This is a genomic window from Streptomyces sp. NPDC051662 (genome assembly GCF_040681655.1).
Taxonomy (GTDB): domain Bacteria; phylum Actinomycetota; class Actinomycetes; order Streptomycetales; family Streptomycetaceae; genus Streptomyces.
The window spans coordinates 60,660-75,361 of sequence record NZ_JBFAZD010000001.1 but is presented as its reverse complement, the minus strand read 5'-3'; the positions used below and the strand labels follow the sequence as shown (position 1 = coordinate 75,361).

Here is a 14,702-nt window from a genome sequence, read left to right as displayed (position 1 = left end):
CCCTCAAGACCCGGCCGGAAACCGGCCGGGACCCAGCGCCGACCCGGCGCTCAGAAGCAGCGCTCAGAAGCAGCGCTCAGAAGCGGCGCGTGATCAGCGCGCGCTTGACTTCCTGAATCGCCTTCGTGACCTCGATACCGCGCGGGCAGGCGTCCGTGCAGTTGAACGTCGTACGGCAACGCCACACGCCGTCCTTGTCGTTGAGGATCTCCAGGCGCTGCTCCCCGGCCTCGTCACGCGAGTCGAAGATGAAGCGGTGCGCGTTCACGATCGCGGCGGGGCCGAAGTACTGCCCGTCGTTCCAGAAGACCGGGCAGGACGAGGTGCACGCCGCGCACAGGATGCACTTGGTGGTGTCGTCGAAGCGCTCGCGGTCCTCGGCGGACTGGAGCCGCTCACGCGTCGGCTCGTTTCCGCTGGTGACGAGGAAGGGCATCACATCGCGGTACGCCTGGAAGAACGGGTCCATGTCCACGATCAGGTCCTTGAGGACCGTGAGTCCCTTTATGGCCTCGATCGTGACCGGCTTGCTGACGGCCCCGGTCTTGTCCGTGGAGATGATGTCCTTGATCAGCGTCTTGCACGCCAGCCGGTTACGGCCGTTGATCCGCATCGCGTCGGAGCCGCAGATGCCGTGCGCACAGGAGCGCCGGAAGGTGAGCGTGCCGTCGATGTCCCACTTGATCTTGTGGAGGGCGTCGAGTACCCGCTCCTTCGGATCGATGTCGATCCGGAAGTCCTCCCACTCGGCGTCGGCGGAGACCTCGGGGTTGAAGCGGCGGATCCGGAACGTGACCGCGATGAGATGCGAGGAGGTGGAGTCCGCCTCCAGCGCCTCCAGCTTGTCCATGGTCGGGGTAGCCATCAGTACTTACGCTCCATCGGCTGGTAGCGGGTCTGGACGACCGGCTTGTAGTCGAGCCGGATCGACTCGGTGCCGTCGTCGCCCACCTCGCGGTACGCCATGGTGTGGCGCATGAAGTTGACGTCGTCGCGGTTCGGGTAGTCCTCGCGGTAGTGACCACCGCGCGATTCCTTGCGCGCCAGGGCCGAGGTCGCCATCACCTCGGCGAGGTCGAGCAGGTTGCCCAGCTCGATGGCCTCCAACAGGTCCGTGTTGAACCGCTTGCCCTTGTCCTGGACGGACACGTTCAGATAGCGCTCGCGCAGCTCGGCGATCTTCGCGACCGCCGTCTTGATCGTCTGCTCGGTGCGGAACACCATCACATTGGCGTCCATGCACTCCTGGAGCTCCAGGCGCAGCGCGGCGACCCGCTCCTTGCCCGTGGAGTTCCGCAGCCGCTCGACCTGCGCCTCGACCAGCGACGCCGGGTTCTCGGGAAGCTCGACGTAGTCGGTCTTCGCCGCGTACTCGGCGGCTGCGATGCCCGAACGGCGTCCGAAGACGTTGATGTCGAGCAGCGAGTTGGTGCCCAGCCGGTTGGCGCCGTGCACCGAGACACACGCGACCTCGCCGGCCGCGTACAGCCCCGGAACGACCGTCGTGTTGTCCGCGAGGACCTCACCCTGGACGTTGGTGGGGATGCCGCCCATGGCGTAGTGCGCGGTGGGCTGGATCGGGATCGGGTCCGTGTACGGCTCGATGCCCAGGTACGTACGGGCGAACTCGGTGATGTCGGGCAGCTTGGCGTCCAGCTGCTCCGGCGGGAGGTGCGTCAGGTCCAGATAGACATGGTCGCCCTCGGGACCGCAGCCGCGGCCCTCGCGGATCTCCGTGTAGATGGAGCGCGAGACGACATCGCGCGAGGCGAGGTCCTTCATGACGGGCGCGTACTTCTCCATGAAGCGCTCGCCGTCCTTGTTGCGCAGGATGCCGCCCTCACCGCGGGCGCCCTCCGTGAGCAGGATGCCCATGCGCCAGATGCCCGTCGGGTGGAACTGGAAGAACTCCATGTCCTCCAGCGGCAGCCCGCGCCGGTAGCAGGCCGCCTGGCCGTCACCGGTCAGGGTGTGCGCGTTGGAGGTCACCTTGAAGAACTTGCCGGTGCCGCCGGAGGCGTAGATGACCGACTTCGCCTGGAAGACATGGATCTCGCCGGTGGCCAGCTCGTACGCCACGACCCCGGCGGACACCTTGACGCCGTCGACCTCGGTCAGCAGCTGGTCCAGGACGTAGAACTCGTTGAAGAACTCCACGCCCTCCTTGACGCAGTTCTGGTACAGCGTCTGGAGGATCATGTGGCCCGTACGGTCCGCGGCGTAGCAGGACCGGCGGACCGGCGCCTCGCCGTGGTTACGGGAGTGACCGCCGAAGCGGCGCTGGTCGATGGTGCCGTCCGGGGTCCGGTTGAACGGCAGGCCCATCTTCTCCAGGTCGAGGACGGCGTCGATGGCCTCCTTCGCCAGGATCTCGGCGGCGTCCTGGTCGACCAGGTAGTCGCCGCCCTTGATCGTGTCGAAGGTGTGCCACTCCCAGTTGTCCTCCTCCACGTTGGCGAGCGCGGCGGCCATACCGCCCTGCGCGGCGCCCGTGTGGGACCGGGTCGGGTACAGCTTCGTCAGCACGGCGGTACGGCTGCGCTTGGTCGACTCGATGGCCGCGCGCATACCGGCGCCACCGGCGCCGACGATGACGGTGTCGTACTTATGGATCTTCATTGTCTCGTCAGCCCCGGCTTTAGCGGATGTTCGGGTCGAAGGTGAAGATCACCAGCGAGCCCAGAAGGATGGTGAACACCGTGGCGGTGTACAGCAGGCCCTTGAGCCACAGACGCGTGTTGGCGCGCTCCGCGTAGTCGTTGATGATCGTACGGAGGCCATTCGCCCCGTGAAGCATCGCCAGCCACAGCATCAGCAGGTCCCAGACCTGCCAGAACGGGGAGGCCCAGCGGCCGGCCACGAAGGCGAAGCCGATCTTGGACACGCCGCCGTCGAGCACCAGCTGGATCAGCAGATGACCGATGACCAGCACGACCAGCACGACGCCGGACAGCCGCATGAAGAGCCACGCGGCCATCTCGAAGTTGCCGCGGGTCGCCTTCGGGGTCTTGTTGGTCCGCTGGCGCGGCGCCTCGATGAGGGGCGCCGGGTGATCGACGTCGTACGGGCTCTCGCTCTCGACGAAATCGATCGCGGAAGAGGTCTTGGTGACTGCGTTGTTGGAAGACATCGGCGGACTCTCAGCTCCCGAGGACTTCGCGCACGGCGTGGCCGAGCACGGGGTAGAGGGCGCCGACCATCAGGATGAACCAGATGCCCACGGCGGTCCACAGCATCTGCTTCTGGTAGCGCGGGCCCTTGGACCAGAAGTCCACGGCGATGACGCGCAGGCCGTTGAGTGCGTGGAAGAGAATGGCGGCCACAAGGCCGTACTCAAGCAGCGCCACGACCGGCGTCTTGTAGATGGCGACGGTGTCGTCGTATGCCTCGGGTGAGACACGGACGAGAGCGGTGTCCAGCACGTGTACGAACAGGAAGAAGAAGATGAGCACGCCGGTGACTCGATGAGCCACCCACGACCACATTCCTTCCCGGCCGCGGTACAGCGTTCCAGCCGGCACGGAAAAACCCTCCGGGAGCGGGGATCGGGGCCGGCCGCCATCTTCTACTCAATCAAGCACAGTGGTGTCGGTCGCGCCCGGCCGGGTACGGTCCACCGGCCCCGGCCATCGTAGCGACGACTTGTCGGTTCGTTCGCCCGGGGGCCCATAGGTGTGATCAAACAGGCAATCAAACAGCCACGGACGGGCTATTGATCAGCCTGAATGTCCGCCTCCGGCTATACAGTCCGCCGCGACCGGAGGGGAGGCGACCGCTTCCGTTTCCGTACCGGGACCGGAGGCCAGCAGGCGGGTCAGCCGGCCACGGGCGAGTCTGCGCAGCTCGTCGGCGGAGACGGATCTCTCATGGTCCGGGTCGTGGGAGAGCCGGGCGCGGATCCCCGCCAGCACCTGGTCGAGGTATTCCTCCGGGCGGTGACCGTCGAGGCTGATCACGAAGGCGTGGCCGAAACTGCTCTCGTACGCGGCGTGCGCGGCGCGCAGCGCGGTCCTGGCCGCGGCGGGCGCGCTGTGGGGCGGTCCCGAGGACGCCTCGGCGGCGAGCGCCTCGGCGAGGTCGGCGTGGGAGAGGTCGTAGCCGGCCTCGTCGGAGCCCGCGAGCAGGGAGTCGACATCGTGGTACGGGCGGTGCGCGGCTATCCGCTGCGCCCAGCGGCGGCTGCCGCAGCAGGCGAGCAGCGCGGCCTCGGCGACGCCCGGCGGGAGGGCGTTGAAACGGCGCAGGCCGAGGGCGAGGCGGGCGTCGGCGGGCCCGCTTGTGCGGTGGGGCGTGTGGCCGGGATGGGGCGCGCGGGACAGCGTGGGCTCCTCGAACGCGGCGGGACGGCTGCGGTGTGACAGAAGTGATATGGCGTGCGCTGTGCGTGAGGGACGCGAAGGGCGGACGCGGTGGGCGGACGCCCTGGGCGGACGAGGGGACATGCGTACGGAAGGACGTGAGCGTGCGTGGTGTGGTTGAGCACGGAGTGGGAATCGCTTCGTAAACGTTATCGACGCCCCGCCGGAGACATCCGACGGATGCGCGATTTTCACCCGGATGGGAGAGTTTCGGCGCGCGAGATGGACGCCGCCGTGCGACCTTCGCCGTAATCGTGTCGCACTTTCGCTGGATAGCCGCATATAGGAGGTTTACGAGTGATGTCGCCATCAAAGGGTGCCCGAGCCGCCGGAGCGGTCGTCGCGCTGGCCGCCGCTGTCTCGGTGTCGGCATGTGGCTCCACGGGCACGGGCTCCGGTTCACCGGGTGACGCGCGGTCGCAGCAGGGGACCACCTCCGGCCAGGGTGATCGTTCCGCCGCGAGCCCCACCACCTCGCCGTCACCCACACGGTCGTATCCGCTCTCGACGCCGCCGCGCGGCATACCCTCCGTACGGAAGCACGAGGCCGCGCGCGGTCCCGGCTGGAAACCCGCCTCGAACAGCGGGGTCGTCATAGCCAAGGGCAGTGGGGGCCTCGCTGACGAGGGGAAGCTGCTCGCCAAGGAGCTGAGGATCGCCTACCGGGGCGCGGTCGCGGCCCGGGCCGGCGATGTCGAGCTGGCGCTGAAGAGCGGCAGCGGCTCCGCCGAGTCGTACACGCTCACCACGAGCGGCGGCCGGGTCCGGATCACCGGCCCCGACCAGGCCGGGGTCTTCTACGGCACCCGCACGCTCAAGCAGTCCATACGCGCCGACGGCGTGCTGCCGGAGGGCGTCGTACAGGACAGTCCGGCCCGTCCGCAGCGCGGGCTGAACCTCGACATCGCCCGCAAGTACTACACGCCGGGCTGGATCGAGGCCCGGCTGCGCGAGATGGCCGACCTCAAGCTCAATCAGCTGGGTCTGCACTTCTCCGACGACCAGGCCTTCCGCATAGAGTCCAGCACCCACCCGGAGATCGTCTCCCCGCAGCATCTCTCCAAGGCCGAGGTCAGGAAGATCCTGGCGCTCGCCGACCAGCTGCACATCACCGTCGTCCCGGAGATCGACTCCCCGGGACACCTGGGAGCGGTACTGCGCGCCTACCCCTCGCTTCAGCTGCGCAACGTGAACGGGGTGGCCACGAAGGGCGCGATCGACATCGGGCAGCCCGCGGCGGCGAAGCTCATCGACGAACTGGACCGCGAGTTCGCCCAGCTGTTCAACGGGCCGTACTGGAACCTCGGCGCCGACGAGTACCAGGCGCTGGTGGTGCCCAACCCCGAGGCGTCGTACCCGAAGCTGGCGAAGCTCGCCCGTCAGAAGTACGGGCAGAACGGCACGGTCCAGGATCTGACGACCGCCTGGACGAACGCCCGCGCCGCGGCCCTCACCCCGTACAAGAAGAAGTTCAAGGTCTGGAACGACGGCCTCTTCAGGGGCGGTGTCGTGAAGGCCGATCCGGCCCTGGAGGTCCAGTACTGGACGGGCAGGGAGATCGGGGCCCGGCCTCCCGTCGAGTATCTGAACGAGGGGCGCAAGGTCGTGAACTTCAACGACGAGTACCTGTACTACGTGCTCGGTCAGCCCAACAACTTCATCTACCCGACCGGGAAGCGGATCTACGAGCAGTGGACCCCGCTGGTCCTGCGCGGTACGACCCCGGTGCCCGAGCGGTACTCGAAGCAGATCCAGGGCGGACTGTTCGCGGTCTGGGGCGACTTCCCGAACGCGCAGACCCAGGACCAGGTGGCGAACGGGATCAGGCTGCCGCTCGCGGCGCTCTCCCAGAAGGTGTGGAACCCGGCGGAACCGACCCTGAGCTGGAGCGCGTTCCAGTCGCTGGCGACGAAGGTGACCAGCGCCGGATGACCGGTTGAGACGAGGGCGGGCACGGCGGGCGCCGGAGTGGCGGCGCCCGCCGTGCCTGTCGCGCGCCCGCCCGCGCCGCCCGCCGTGCCCGTTCGTGCCCGCCGTGCCCGCACGGTTGTGGATGAGAAGTGGCGGCCTTGTGGTGGATCCGTGCCGCCCGGCTCCGGGTCTTACGCGCCGGGTGAGGCTGTAGCCCACATATGCGTGGGTACGGGGGAGCGGGTTATGGGTTTCTGGGGCTATTTCGTCGTGGGCAGGAGCGAGCTTCCGCTCGCCGAGCAGCCGGCGCTGGCGGCCGTACGACGCGATCTGACGCTCCATCAGCAACGGTCGGACGGCTGGCAGGTGTGGCGGCATCCGAGCGAGCCCGACATCGGTGACATGGGCGCGCTGGCCAGGGCCATGGGATCGCCGGTGCTCTTCGGCTTCGTGATGGGCAGCGAATGTGTGGCCGTGGAGGCGGCGGCCCCCGAGAGCGGGTCCTGGTACGCCTGTCTGGCGCGGGAGCCGATGGCCCGCCATCTCGCCGCGAACGACATGGTCCTGGAAGAACTCTTCCTGTCGGCGGAGGACGCGACGCGACGGGCCGTCGCCTGGGCCACCGAGGCGGGCAGCGCGGTGAGCGCCGCCGTGGAGCCCTGGACGCTGCTCGAAGTGCTGCGTCTGAAGCGGCCGGAATCTTTCGGCGAGGAGTTATTCTTTCGCCTTCTGGATGGACTCGGGATCCCGGGCGTACCGGATAAAACCGGCGTATAGCCACGTTGAGCGAGCCGAAGGCCCGCTTCGGACGATCTACGAGTGACGTATTCCAGCCGTTCGGCGCAGTAGGGGGCAAGGGGGCAGTACTGCGTCCGTGACGGGAGACGTGAATGAGCCTGGTGAAGCTGATCACAGAAGCGGATGAGCGCGGCCTCGCCGCGAGCGGGCTCGCCTGCCTCGACCGCTGTCTGCCGCTGCTCGCCGAGGAGACCGAGGTCCTGCGACCGCTCTGGGCGGGGGTCGTGAGCGGCGAACGGGACTGGTCGGCACGGCTGTCGGCGTCACGGGACGCCCTGGACGCCGTCGCCGGCCCCGCGCCCGATGTCACCACCGCGCTCGTACGGACCATGCTCGGTGCCGCGCCCTCGGAATGGGCGGCCGACTCGCTGCGGACCTGGGCGGACACCTGCTCCGTCGTCGCGCTGGAGATCCATCAGCAGTTCGACGCCGTGGACGAGGACGGACCCGCCGCCGCGGCGGAACGGCTCGCGCGGTGCCGCGAGGACAGCGGAGCGGTGGCGGACGCGGCGGACGGCGCGGAGAGCACGGACGGGATCGGGCCGCTGGCCGCCGGTGAACTGCGGCGCCAGATCGCGATCCTGGAGGTCCTCGCGGAGACGCCGGGCGCCGCCGGGGTGCGCCGGGCCCTGGACCTGTCGAGCGAGGGGCAGCGGGTGCTGCGCGCGGTGGTCTCGCGCCGTGCGCGGGCGGGCGGCTGAACGAGGGGCGGGAAGCGCCTGTGGGAACGGAGGCGACTGTGGGACGGAGGCGACTGTGGCGCGGAAATGGCCGTGGCGCCGGACCCGTTCGCCGTGGTGACCGTACCCGTTCGCCCGCCTGTGCATGGATGTCGCACCTGGTGAGGAGAGGACGACCGGGGCCGCCACCCCCCACAGGAGAGGCCCCGGTCGCCGTCCGGCGGAGCCGCGTCACGGCCCCGTACTCATATCAGCGCCACCGATGCGTTTTCTGTCACACCGCAGAATGTCAGCGTGTAGTTGCAGGTTGTACAAGACATGGACGCGGGCCCGGGAACGCCGTAGCGTGCAGAGTCGCGTGGGGCGGCGCGGCCAGTGACCAGCCGCGATTTCAGGACAGGTTGTGGGAGTGCTGGGGGACGACGCGGAGCTGACCGCCGCGGTGCTCGCGGCACAGGACGGGGACGAGGACGCCTTCCGTACTGTGTACCGCGCGGTGCACCCGCGGTTGTTGGGCTACCTACGGACTCTCGTCGGTGAGCCGGACGCCGAGGACGTGGCCTCCGAGGCCTGGTTGCAGATCGCCCGCGACCTCGGCCGCTTCTCCGGGGACGCCGACCGCTTCCGCGGCTGGGCCGCCCGTATCGCCCGTAACCGCGCCCTCGACCACATACGGATGCGTGGCAGACGCCCCGCGATCGGTGCCGACGAGACCGAGCTGACCGGGAAAGCGGCCGATTCGGACACGGCGGACGAGGCGATGGAGGCGCTCTCCACCGGCCGGACGATGGCGCTGATCGCGCAGTTGCCGCAGGACCAGGCCGAGGCGGTCGTCCTGCGGGTGGTGGTCGGACTCGACGCGAAGAGCGCGGCCAAGACGCTGGGCAAACGGCCCGGCGCGGTACGGACCGCCGCGCACCGCGGACTCAAACGCCTCGCCGAACTGCTCGACGCCGACGAGGGCCCCGAGCACCCCGGCCACCCCGGCGCGTCGCCCCGTGCGTTCCCCGGCGCCCCCGGTCGGGAGGGCGGATTCGGTGGCGTACCCCCACAGCGCACCATGCGGCCCGGAGCCGCGGCCTCCGCGGGTGTGACGGATTCGCGCCCGCGGACGCAGAAGGACATGTGATGGCCGAGGAGCGTAACCCGTGGCTTGACAGGGACGCGGCGGAGAGATTGCTGCGCGGTGAGCCTGTCGAGACGGCGGACGAACACGTCCGGGCCCGATCGGAACAGCTCTCCGAGGCCCTGCGGGACATGAGCGCCGTCACATACGCGAACGAAACAAACGCGCACGAAGAGGAACTTCCCGGCGAAGCCGCCGCCTTGGCCGCCTTCCGCAAGGCCGTGGCCGAGGGCGGTGACGCGCGCGGGGCCGTCCGGGACCGCGGCGCCATGGGCGCGGGCGCCGGGGATCTGCTCGGTACGGTACGTATCGCGCTTGACCCCCGCGCCGTACGCGCGCCGCGGTTCGCCCGCCCCATGCGCAGGGGACTCGCCGCGGCGGTGGCGGGCTGCGCGCTCGGTGGCATCGCGGCGGCGGCGGGCGCCGGCGTACTGCCCCCGATCTTCGGCGACGAGCGCAACCCGAGCCCCGTCAACTCCGTCTCGGCGGTGGCCTCTCCGAGGCCGCTCGCCTCCGGTTCCGGCTCGCTCGACGGGAGCCGGGACCCGGCCGACCCCTCGGACACCCCGAGCGGGACCGGTACGGGACAGCCCTCGCCACCCCCGTCGCCCACGCCCGGCGGCGGTACGGGCGAGGGTGACCACGCCGGTGAGAATGAAGGCAAGGGCGAAGGCGGCGACGGCCGTGCGAACGGGAAGGGCAGGGACAACCGGCCGGGTCCCCCCTCGAACTCCATGTCCGGAGAGTGGTTCAACAAGACCGTCAAGGCCTGCCGCGCCTACCGCGACGGTGTGCTCGACCCGAAGCGCAAGGAAGCCCTGGAGTCGGCGACCGACGGTCCGGAAGGGGCCGCGCGCTTCTGCGACCGGCTGCTGGGCGACGACCGGCGCCACAGCACCAAGAACGGCAAGGGCGAGGACTACGGGGGCGACGAGGGCGAGGACGACGGCGACGAAGGGGGCGGCGCCGGGTTCGTGGGATCACCGGGCGTGCCCACGGAGCAAGCGCCCACGCCGCCCCCGTACTGGACGCCCGCGCCGTACGCGCCCCCGGCCTCGGCTCCGACCCCGGTCTCCACTCCGCTCCCGACCCCGGTCCCGACTCCCGTCCCGACCCCGGTCCTGACCCCCGTCCCGACTCCGGTTCCCACGGGCGCGTACACGGGATCTGCCGAATAGTTCCCCACACCCTCCTGAACTGGAGCTTTACGGTTCCGGGACATCAGGTGTGACGTTTTTTCGGACCACGGCGCAGTACAGAGTGAGCCGACTGGTCATCGGCCGCGCAGAGAGCCGGGGTTCCCCCCGTACCTTCGGCTCGGCGCACTCGGCGCGGGCGGGACACGTTCCCCCGGTCCCGCCCGCGCCATCCTCTCCCAGGGCCTGAGCCCTACCAGTAGATGACCACTTTGTCGCCCGTGCGGACCTGATCGAAGAGCGAGGCGACCTTCTTCTGGTCCCGGACATTGACGCAGCCGTGCGAGGCGCCCTCGTAACCACTGGCCGCGAAGTCGGCGGAGTAGTGCACCGCTTGGCCGCCGCTGAAGAACATCGCGTACGGCATCGGGGTGTCGTACAGCGTCGAGACATGGTCCCGTGACTTCCAGCCCACCGTGAACGTGCCCTCACGGGTCGGGGTGTACTGCGAGCCGAAGCGCACGTCCATCGCCGACTTGACCTTGCCGTCGATCATCCAGGTGAGCGTGCGGCTGCCCTTGCTGATGCACAACACCCGCCCCTCCAGGCACCGCGGATCGGGCTTGGCGACGGGCCTGGTGGTCGGCGGGCGCAGTTCGTCACGGGTCGGCATCCTGGTCACCACGACCAGCCGCTGCCAGGTGACGGTGTCCGTCGCGCCGGTGGCGGGCAGCCCGCGGTCCTTCTGGAAGGTGGAGACGGCGGAGACCGTGATGGAGCCGTAGTAGCCGGTCGGGTTGAGCTCGAAGTGACCGGTCTGCTGGAGCCTCGCCTGGAGTTCCCGTACCCGGTCGCTCTCAGAACCGCTCGCCATCAGCGTCTTGGGCCGGTACGTGGTCCGGCTCGGCGTCGGCGCCGGGGGCGGCGTGGCGGTCCTGGGCGGCTCGGGAGTGGGCATCGGGGCCGTCGTGGTGCCGACAGCGGGTCCGGTCGGCGGTTTCGACGACGGCGACGGCGGCTGGAACGGCACCGGCGAGGAAGAACCGTTCGCCGTTACGGGAACGCCGCCCGGCTTGGCATCGGCCGCCCCGGGGAGCGGCTGCACCGTACAGCCGACGCCCGCGGCCAGCACGGCGGCTGTGGCGAGCCCTGTGCGTAGGGCGGATGTCCTGAGCATCTTCGGCGTCCCCCGGTTTCTCCCGTGATCCATGGCATGCGTTCCTCAGTGTTCCCTCAGACAGTCCCCCGCCGGACACGATTGCCCAAGCGGGCGAGGAATCCTGCCCCGGAGCCATCTTCCCCTGCCGGGAGACGAATTCCAGTGGGCGATTCCCCGGAGTGAAAGTACTTCCGGCCATGCTGCCCGTTCGGGCCGTCACGATCCCGCGCATGGCCGCGCGTCGGTGTCCGTGTCCACGCGCCGGCGTCCGTGCCCGCCCCCGCGTGTGCCCCGTACACGCCGTGCGCGCGCCGCTACAGTCCGTCATGACCGGTCGGTCATGACGGACCGTCAGCGGAGGCAGGGAGCAGAGCAGATGGCACGCGAACCCGGCGGCGAACGGCTCACCGAGAGCGGTCTGCCCGTCGAACCGGTCTACGGCCCCGGCGCGCTGGCGGGATGGGACCCCGCGGAGAAGCTCGGCGAGCCCGGCTCGTACCCCTTCACCCGCGGGGTCTACCCGTCGATGTACACGGGCCGGCCGTGGACGATGCGGCAGTACGCGGGCTTCGGCACCGCCGCCGAGTCCAACGCCCGCTACCGACAGTTGATCGCGCACGGCACGACGGGCCTGTCCGTCGCCTTCGATCTGCCGACCCAGATGGGGTACGACAGCGACGCCCCGCTCGCGAGCGGCGAGGTCGGCAAGGTCGGGGTCGCGATCGACTCGATCGACGACATGCGGGTGCTGTTCGACGGGATCCCGCTCGGCCAGGTCTCCACCTCGATGACGATCAACGCCCCCGCCGCGCTGCTGCTCCTCCTCTACCAACTGGTGGCCGAGGAGCAGGGCGTACCGGGCGCCGCGCTGACCGGTACCGTCCAGAACGACGTACTCAAGGAGTACATCGCGCGCGGCACCTACATCTTCCCGCCGAAGCCGTCGCTACGGCTGACCGCCGACATCTTCCAGTACTGCCGTGCCGGGATGCCCAAGTGGAACACCATCTCGATCTCCGGCTACCACATGGCGGAGGCCGGGGCCTCGCCCGTGCAGGAGATCGCGTTCACGCTGGCCAACGGGGTCGAGTACGTACGGACGGCCATCGCCGCCGGCATGGACGTCGACGACTTCGCGCCCCGGCTCTCCTTCTTCTTCGTCTCCCGTACGACGCTGCTCGAAGAGGTCGCCAAGTTCCGTGCCGCGCGCCGTATCTGGGCCCGGGTCATGCGCGACGAGTTCGGTGCCCGGGACCCCAAGTCCCTGATGCTGCGCTTTCACACCCAGACCGCCGGGGTACAGCTGACCGCGCAGCAGCCCGAGGTCAATCTCGTACGGGTGGCGGTCCAGGGGCTGGCGGCGGTGCTCGGCGGTACGCAGTCGCTGCACACCAACTCCTTCGACGAGGCCATCGCCCTGCCGACGGCCACCTCGGCCCGGCTCGCGCTGCGTACGCAGCAGGTGCTGGCGTACGAGACGGATGTCACCGCGACCGTCGACCCCTTCGCCGGCTCGTACGCCGTCGAGCGTATGACGGACGACATCGAGGACGCGGCGGTCGCGCTGATGGCACGGGTCGAGGAGATGGGCGGCGCGGTCGACGCGATCGAACGCGGCTTCCAGAAGAGCGAGATCGAGCGCAGCGCGTACGCCGTCACCCGGGAGACGGAGAGCGGTGAGCGGGTGGTCGTCGGCGTCAACCGCTTCACCATGGACGAGGAGGAACCGTACGAGCCGCTGCGCGTCGACCCGGCGATCGAGGCCCAGCAGGCGGCCCGGCTGGCGCGGCTGCGATCGGAGCGGGACCAGCCCGCGGTGGACGGCGCGCTCGCGGGGGTGCGGGCGGCGGCGGAGGGGACGGCGAATGTGCTCCCGCCGATGAAGACGGCGCTGGCGGCGCGGGCGACGGTGGGGGAGGTGTGTGACGCGTTGCGGGGGGTGTGGGGGACCTACGTACCGACGGACGCGCGCTGACCCGACGCTGCCATTTCGCTGCCCCTGAACACACATGCGGGTGTTGGTCCGCATGTGCGACACTCCGGCCATGCTGGGTGTGACTGATCTGCCGACCTACCTGGTGGGCCTCGTACTGATCGTTCTGCTGCCGGGACCGAACTCGCTCTATGTGCTCTCCGTCGCGGCCCGGCGCGGGATACGCGCGGGCTACTCCGCGGCGGCGGGCGTCTGGTGCGGCGACACCGTACTGATGGTGCTCTCCGCCGCCGGTGTCGCGTCGCTGCTCCAGGCCAATGAGCTGGCTTTCGGCGTCGTGAAGTTCGCCGGCGCCGGATATCTGACCTGGCTCGCGATCGGGATGATGCGCGCGGCCTGGTCGATGTGGCGCACTCGGCACGAGCGCGCGGAGACGGCGTCCGCGTCCGCCACCTCACCGACGGCGAAGGCGACGGAGCGGCCGTATCGCAGGGCGTTGGTGATCAGCCTGTTCAACCCGAAGGCGATCCTGTTCTTCATCTCCTTCTTCGTGCAGTTCGTCGACCCGGGCTACGCGCACCCCGCGCTCTCGTTCGTCCTGCTCGGGCTCCTCGCCAACGTGGCCAGCGCCCTCTATCTGTCGGCCCTGATCTTCGGCGGCACGCGCCTGGCCGCCGCCTTCCGCCGCCGCAAGCGGCTGTCGGCGGGCATGACATCGGCGGCGGGCGCGCTGTTCCTCGGCTTCGCGGTGAAGCTGTCACTGAGCAGCGCCTGAGAGCGGCCGTGTGGTCGAATCGGGGATGACTTCGTTCTGGACGGGCGAGCGGATACGTCTGCGTGGTATCGAGCCCGACGACTGGACCGCGTTCATGCGCTTCGCCACGGACGAGGAGCGGCTGGGGGATCTGCTGCGCCCGCCCCGGTCGGCCGAGAGTTTCCGCGCGTGGACGAAGGAGCAGGCGGCGGCCGCGTCCGACGGCGACTGCTTCCAGTTGGCGATCGAAGCCATCGGGACGGGGGAGACGGTCGGGGCTGTCGGCTCGTACCACGCCGACCCGCGCGCGGGCTGGTTCGAGTACGGCGTCACGATCGGCGCCGATCACCGGCGCGAGGGCTATGCGGCGGAGGCCGTCGTACTGCTGCTGCGCTTCATGTTCGCCGAGCGGCGCTTCCACAAGTGCGGCGCGCGGGTCTTCGCGCACAACGAGGCATCGCTGGCGCTCCAGCGCCGGCTCGGATTCGTCGAGGAGGGCCGCCTCCGTGATCAGGTGTTCTTCGCCGGCCGGCACCACGATCTCGTCATGCTGGGCATGCTCGCCGACGAGTTCGCCCAACTGCACCCGATGAGCGAGCGGTGAGCGGCTCAGCCATCGAGGGTGCCGAAGGCCGTGGTTGGCTTCTTCTGCGGCGGGAAGTGGGAGCCGTCGCCGGCAACCGCGTGATCATCTCGATGACTGGTGGCCACCGGCTCGCCCACCGTGCCGTCCCGGGCGAACGCGCGGTCGTCGAACCCTTCCGCGACCGCTGAGGGCGGCCAGGCCTTCCGCCTACCAGCCGCCGATGTCCGAAGTGTTTCGTTCCCCTTACCGATGGTGTGCGTT

The 14,702-nt window shown here is 69.7% G+C and carries 15 protein-coding genes; 9 read left to right on the top strand and 6 right to left on the bottom strand.

The window, feature by feature from the left end; translation table 11 throughout:
* Positions 1-76: 76 nt before the first annotated feature.
* The 5 genes from AB0M67_RS00395 to AB0M67_RS00375 form a co-directional block, all read right to left on the bottom strand.
* On the bottom strand, positions 77-865 hold the full coding sequence (locus AB0M67_RS00395) for a succinate dehydrogenase iron-sulfur subunit (protein ID WP_249948222.1): 789 nt from the start codon (positions 863-865) through the stop codon (positions 77-79).
* Positions 865-2,619: a succinate dehydrogenase flavoprotein subunit gene (gene sdhA, locus AB0M67_RS00390; RefSeq protein ID WP_365740949.1), complete on the bottom strand. Its 1,755-nt coding sequence runs from the start codon at positions 2,617-2,619 to the stop codon at positions 865-867. Before sdhA ends, AB0M67_RS00395 begins: the two co-directional genes overlap by 1 nt.
* 19 nt (positions 2,620-2,638) lie before the next feature.
* Complete coding sequence (locus tag AB0M67_RS00385; protein ID WP_365740947.1) at positions 2,639-3,130, bottom strand: succinate dehydrogenase hydrophobic membrane anchor subunit; 492 nt, start codon at positions 3,128-3,130, stop codon at positions 2,639-2,641.
* A 10-nt stretch (positions 3,131-3,140) separates the two neighbouring features.
* The gene (gene sdhC, locus AB0M67_RS00380; RefSeq protein ID WP_365740945.1) at positions 3,141-3,521 is read right to left on the bottom strand and encodes a succinate dehydrogenase, cytochrome b556 subunit; all 381 of its coding nucleotides are present in this window, start codon (positions 3,519-3,521) and stop codon (positions 3,141-3,143) included.
* Between the two features lie 195 nt (positions 3,522-3,716).
* Positions 3,717-4,442, bottom strand: a complete 726-nt coding sequence (locus AB0M67_RS00375) for a 2-oxo-4-hydroxy-4-carboxy-5-ureidoimidazoline decarboxylase (RefSeq protein ID WP_365740943.1) — start codon at positions 4,440-4,442, stop codon at positions 3,717-3,719.
* 216 nt (positions 4,443-4,658) lie between these two features.
* Between AB0M67_RS00375 and AB0M67_RS00370 the strand changes: the two genes are divergently transcribed.
* From AB0M67_RS00370 to AB0M67_RS00350, 5 genes are all read left to right on the top strand, one after another.
* Positions 4,659-6,290 (top strand): glycoside hydrolase family 20 protein, encoded by a 1,632-nt coding sequence (locus AB0M67_RS00370; protein ID WP_365740941.1) that lies wholly within the window; start codon positions 4,659-4,661, stop codon positions 6,288-6,290.
* 225 nt (positions 6,291-6,515) lie between these two features.
* A complete protein-coding gene (locus tag AB0M67_RS00365; RefSeq protein WP_365740939.1) occupies positions 6,516-7,046 on the top strand; it encodes a hypothetical protein in 531 nt (176 codons plus the stop codon).
* A 113-nt stretch (positions 7,047-7,159) separates the two neighbouring features.
* On the top strand, positions 7,160-7,768 hold the full coding sequence (locus AB0M67_RS00360; protein ID WP_365740937.1) for a hypothetical protein: 609 nt from the start codon (positions 7,160-7,162) through the stop codon (positions 7,766-7,768).
* 388 nt (positions 7,769-8,156) lie between these two features.
* The gene (locus AB0M67_RS00355; RefSeq protein ID WP_365741805.1) at positions 8,157-8,876 is read left to right on the top strand and encodes an RNA polymerase sigma factor; all 720 of its coding nucleotides are present in this window, start codon (positions 8,157-8,159) and stop codon (positions 8,874-8,876) included.
* The gene (locus AB0M67_RS00350) at positions 8,876-10,051 is read left to right on the top strand and encodes a hypothetical protein (RefSeq protein WP_365740935.1); all 1,176 of its coding nucleotides are present in this window, start codon (positions 8,876-8,878) and stop codon (positions 10,049-10,051) included. The genes AB0M67_RS00355 and AB0M67_RS00350 overlap by 1 nt, the downstream gene beginning before the upstream one ends.
* 211 nt (positions 10,052-10,262) lie before the next feature.
* Here AB0M67_RS00350 and AB0M67_RS00345 read toward each other — a convergent pair whose 3' ends face one another.
* On the bottom strand, positions 10,263-11,219 hold the full coding sequence (locus tag AB0M67_RS00345; protein WP_365740933.1) for a L,D-transpeptidase family protein: 957 nt from the start codon (positions 11,217-11,219) through the stop codon (positions 10,263-10,265).
* A gap of 325 nt (positions 11,220-11,544) precedes the next feature.
* Here AB0M67_RS00345 and AB0M67_RS00340 point away from each other — a divergent pair, with 325 nt between their 5' ends.
* The 4 genes from AB0M67_RS00340 (at position 11,545) to AB0M67_RS00325 (ending at position 14,629) form a co-directional block, all read left to right on the top strand.
* Positions 11,545-13,143: a methylmalonyl-CoA mutase family protein gene (locus tag AB0M67_RS00340; protein WP_365740931.1), complete on the top strand. Its 1,599-nt coding sequence runs from the start codon at positions 11,545-11,547 to the stop codon at positions 13,141-13,143.
* A 70-nt stretch (positions 13,144-13,213) separates the two neighbouring features.
* The gene (gene leuE, locus AB0M67_RS00335) at positions 13,214-13,876 is read left to right on the top strand and encodes a leucine efflux protein LeuE (RefSeq protein ID WP_365740929.1); all 663 of its coding nucleotides are present in this window, start codon (positions 13,214-13,216) and stop codon (positions 13,874-13,876) included.
* Between the two features lie 25 nt (positions 13,877-13,901).
* A complete protein-coding gene (locus AB0M67_RS00330; protein ID WP_365740927.1) occupies positions 13,902-14,459 on the top strand; it encodes a GNAT family protein in 558 nt (185 codons plus the stop codon).
* A complete protein-coding gene (locus AB0M67_RS00325) occupies positions 14,456-14,629 on the top strand; it encodes a hypothetical protein (RefSeq protein ID WP_365740925.1) in 174 nt (57 codons plus the stop codon). Before AB0M67_RS00330 ends, AB0M67_RS00325 begins: the two co-directional genes overlap by 4 nt.
* Positions 14,630-14,702: the final 73 nt, after the last annotated feature.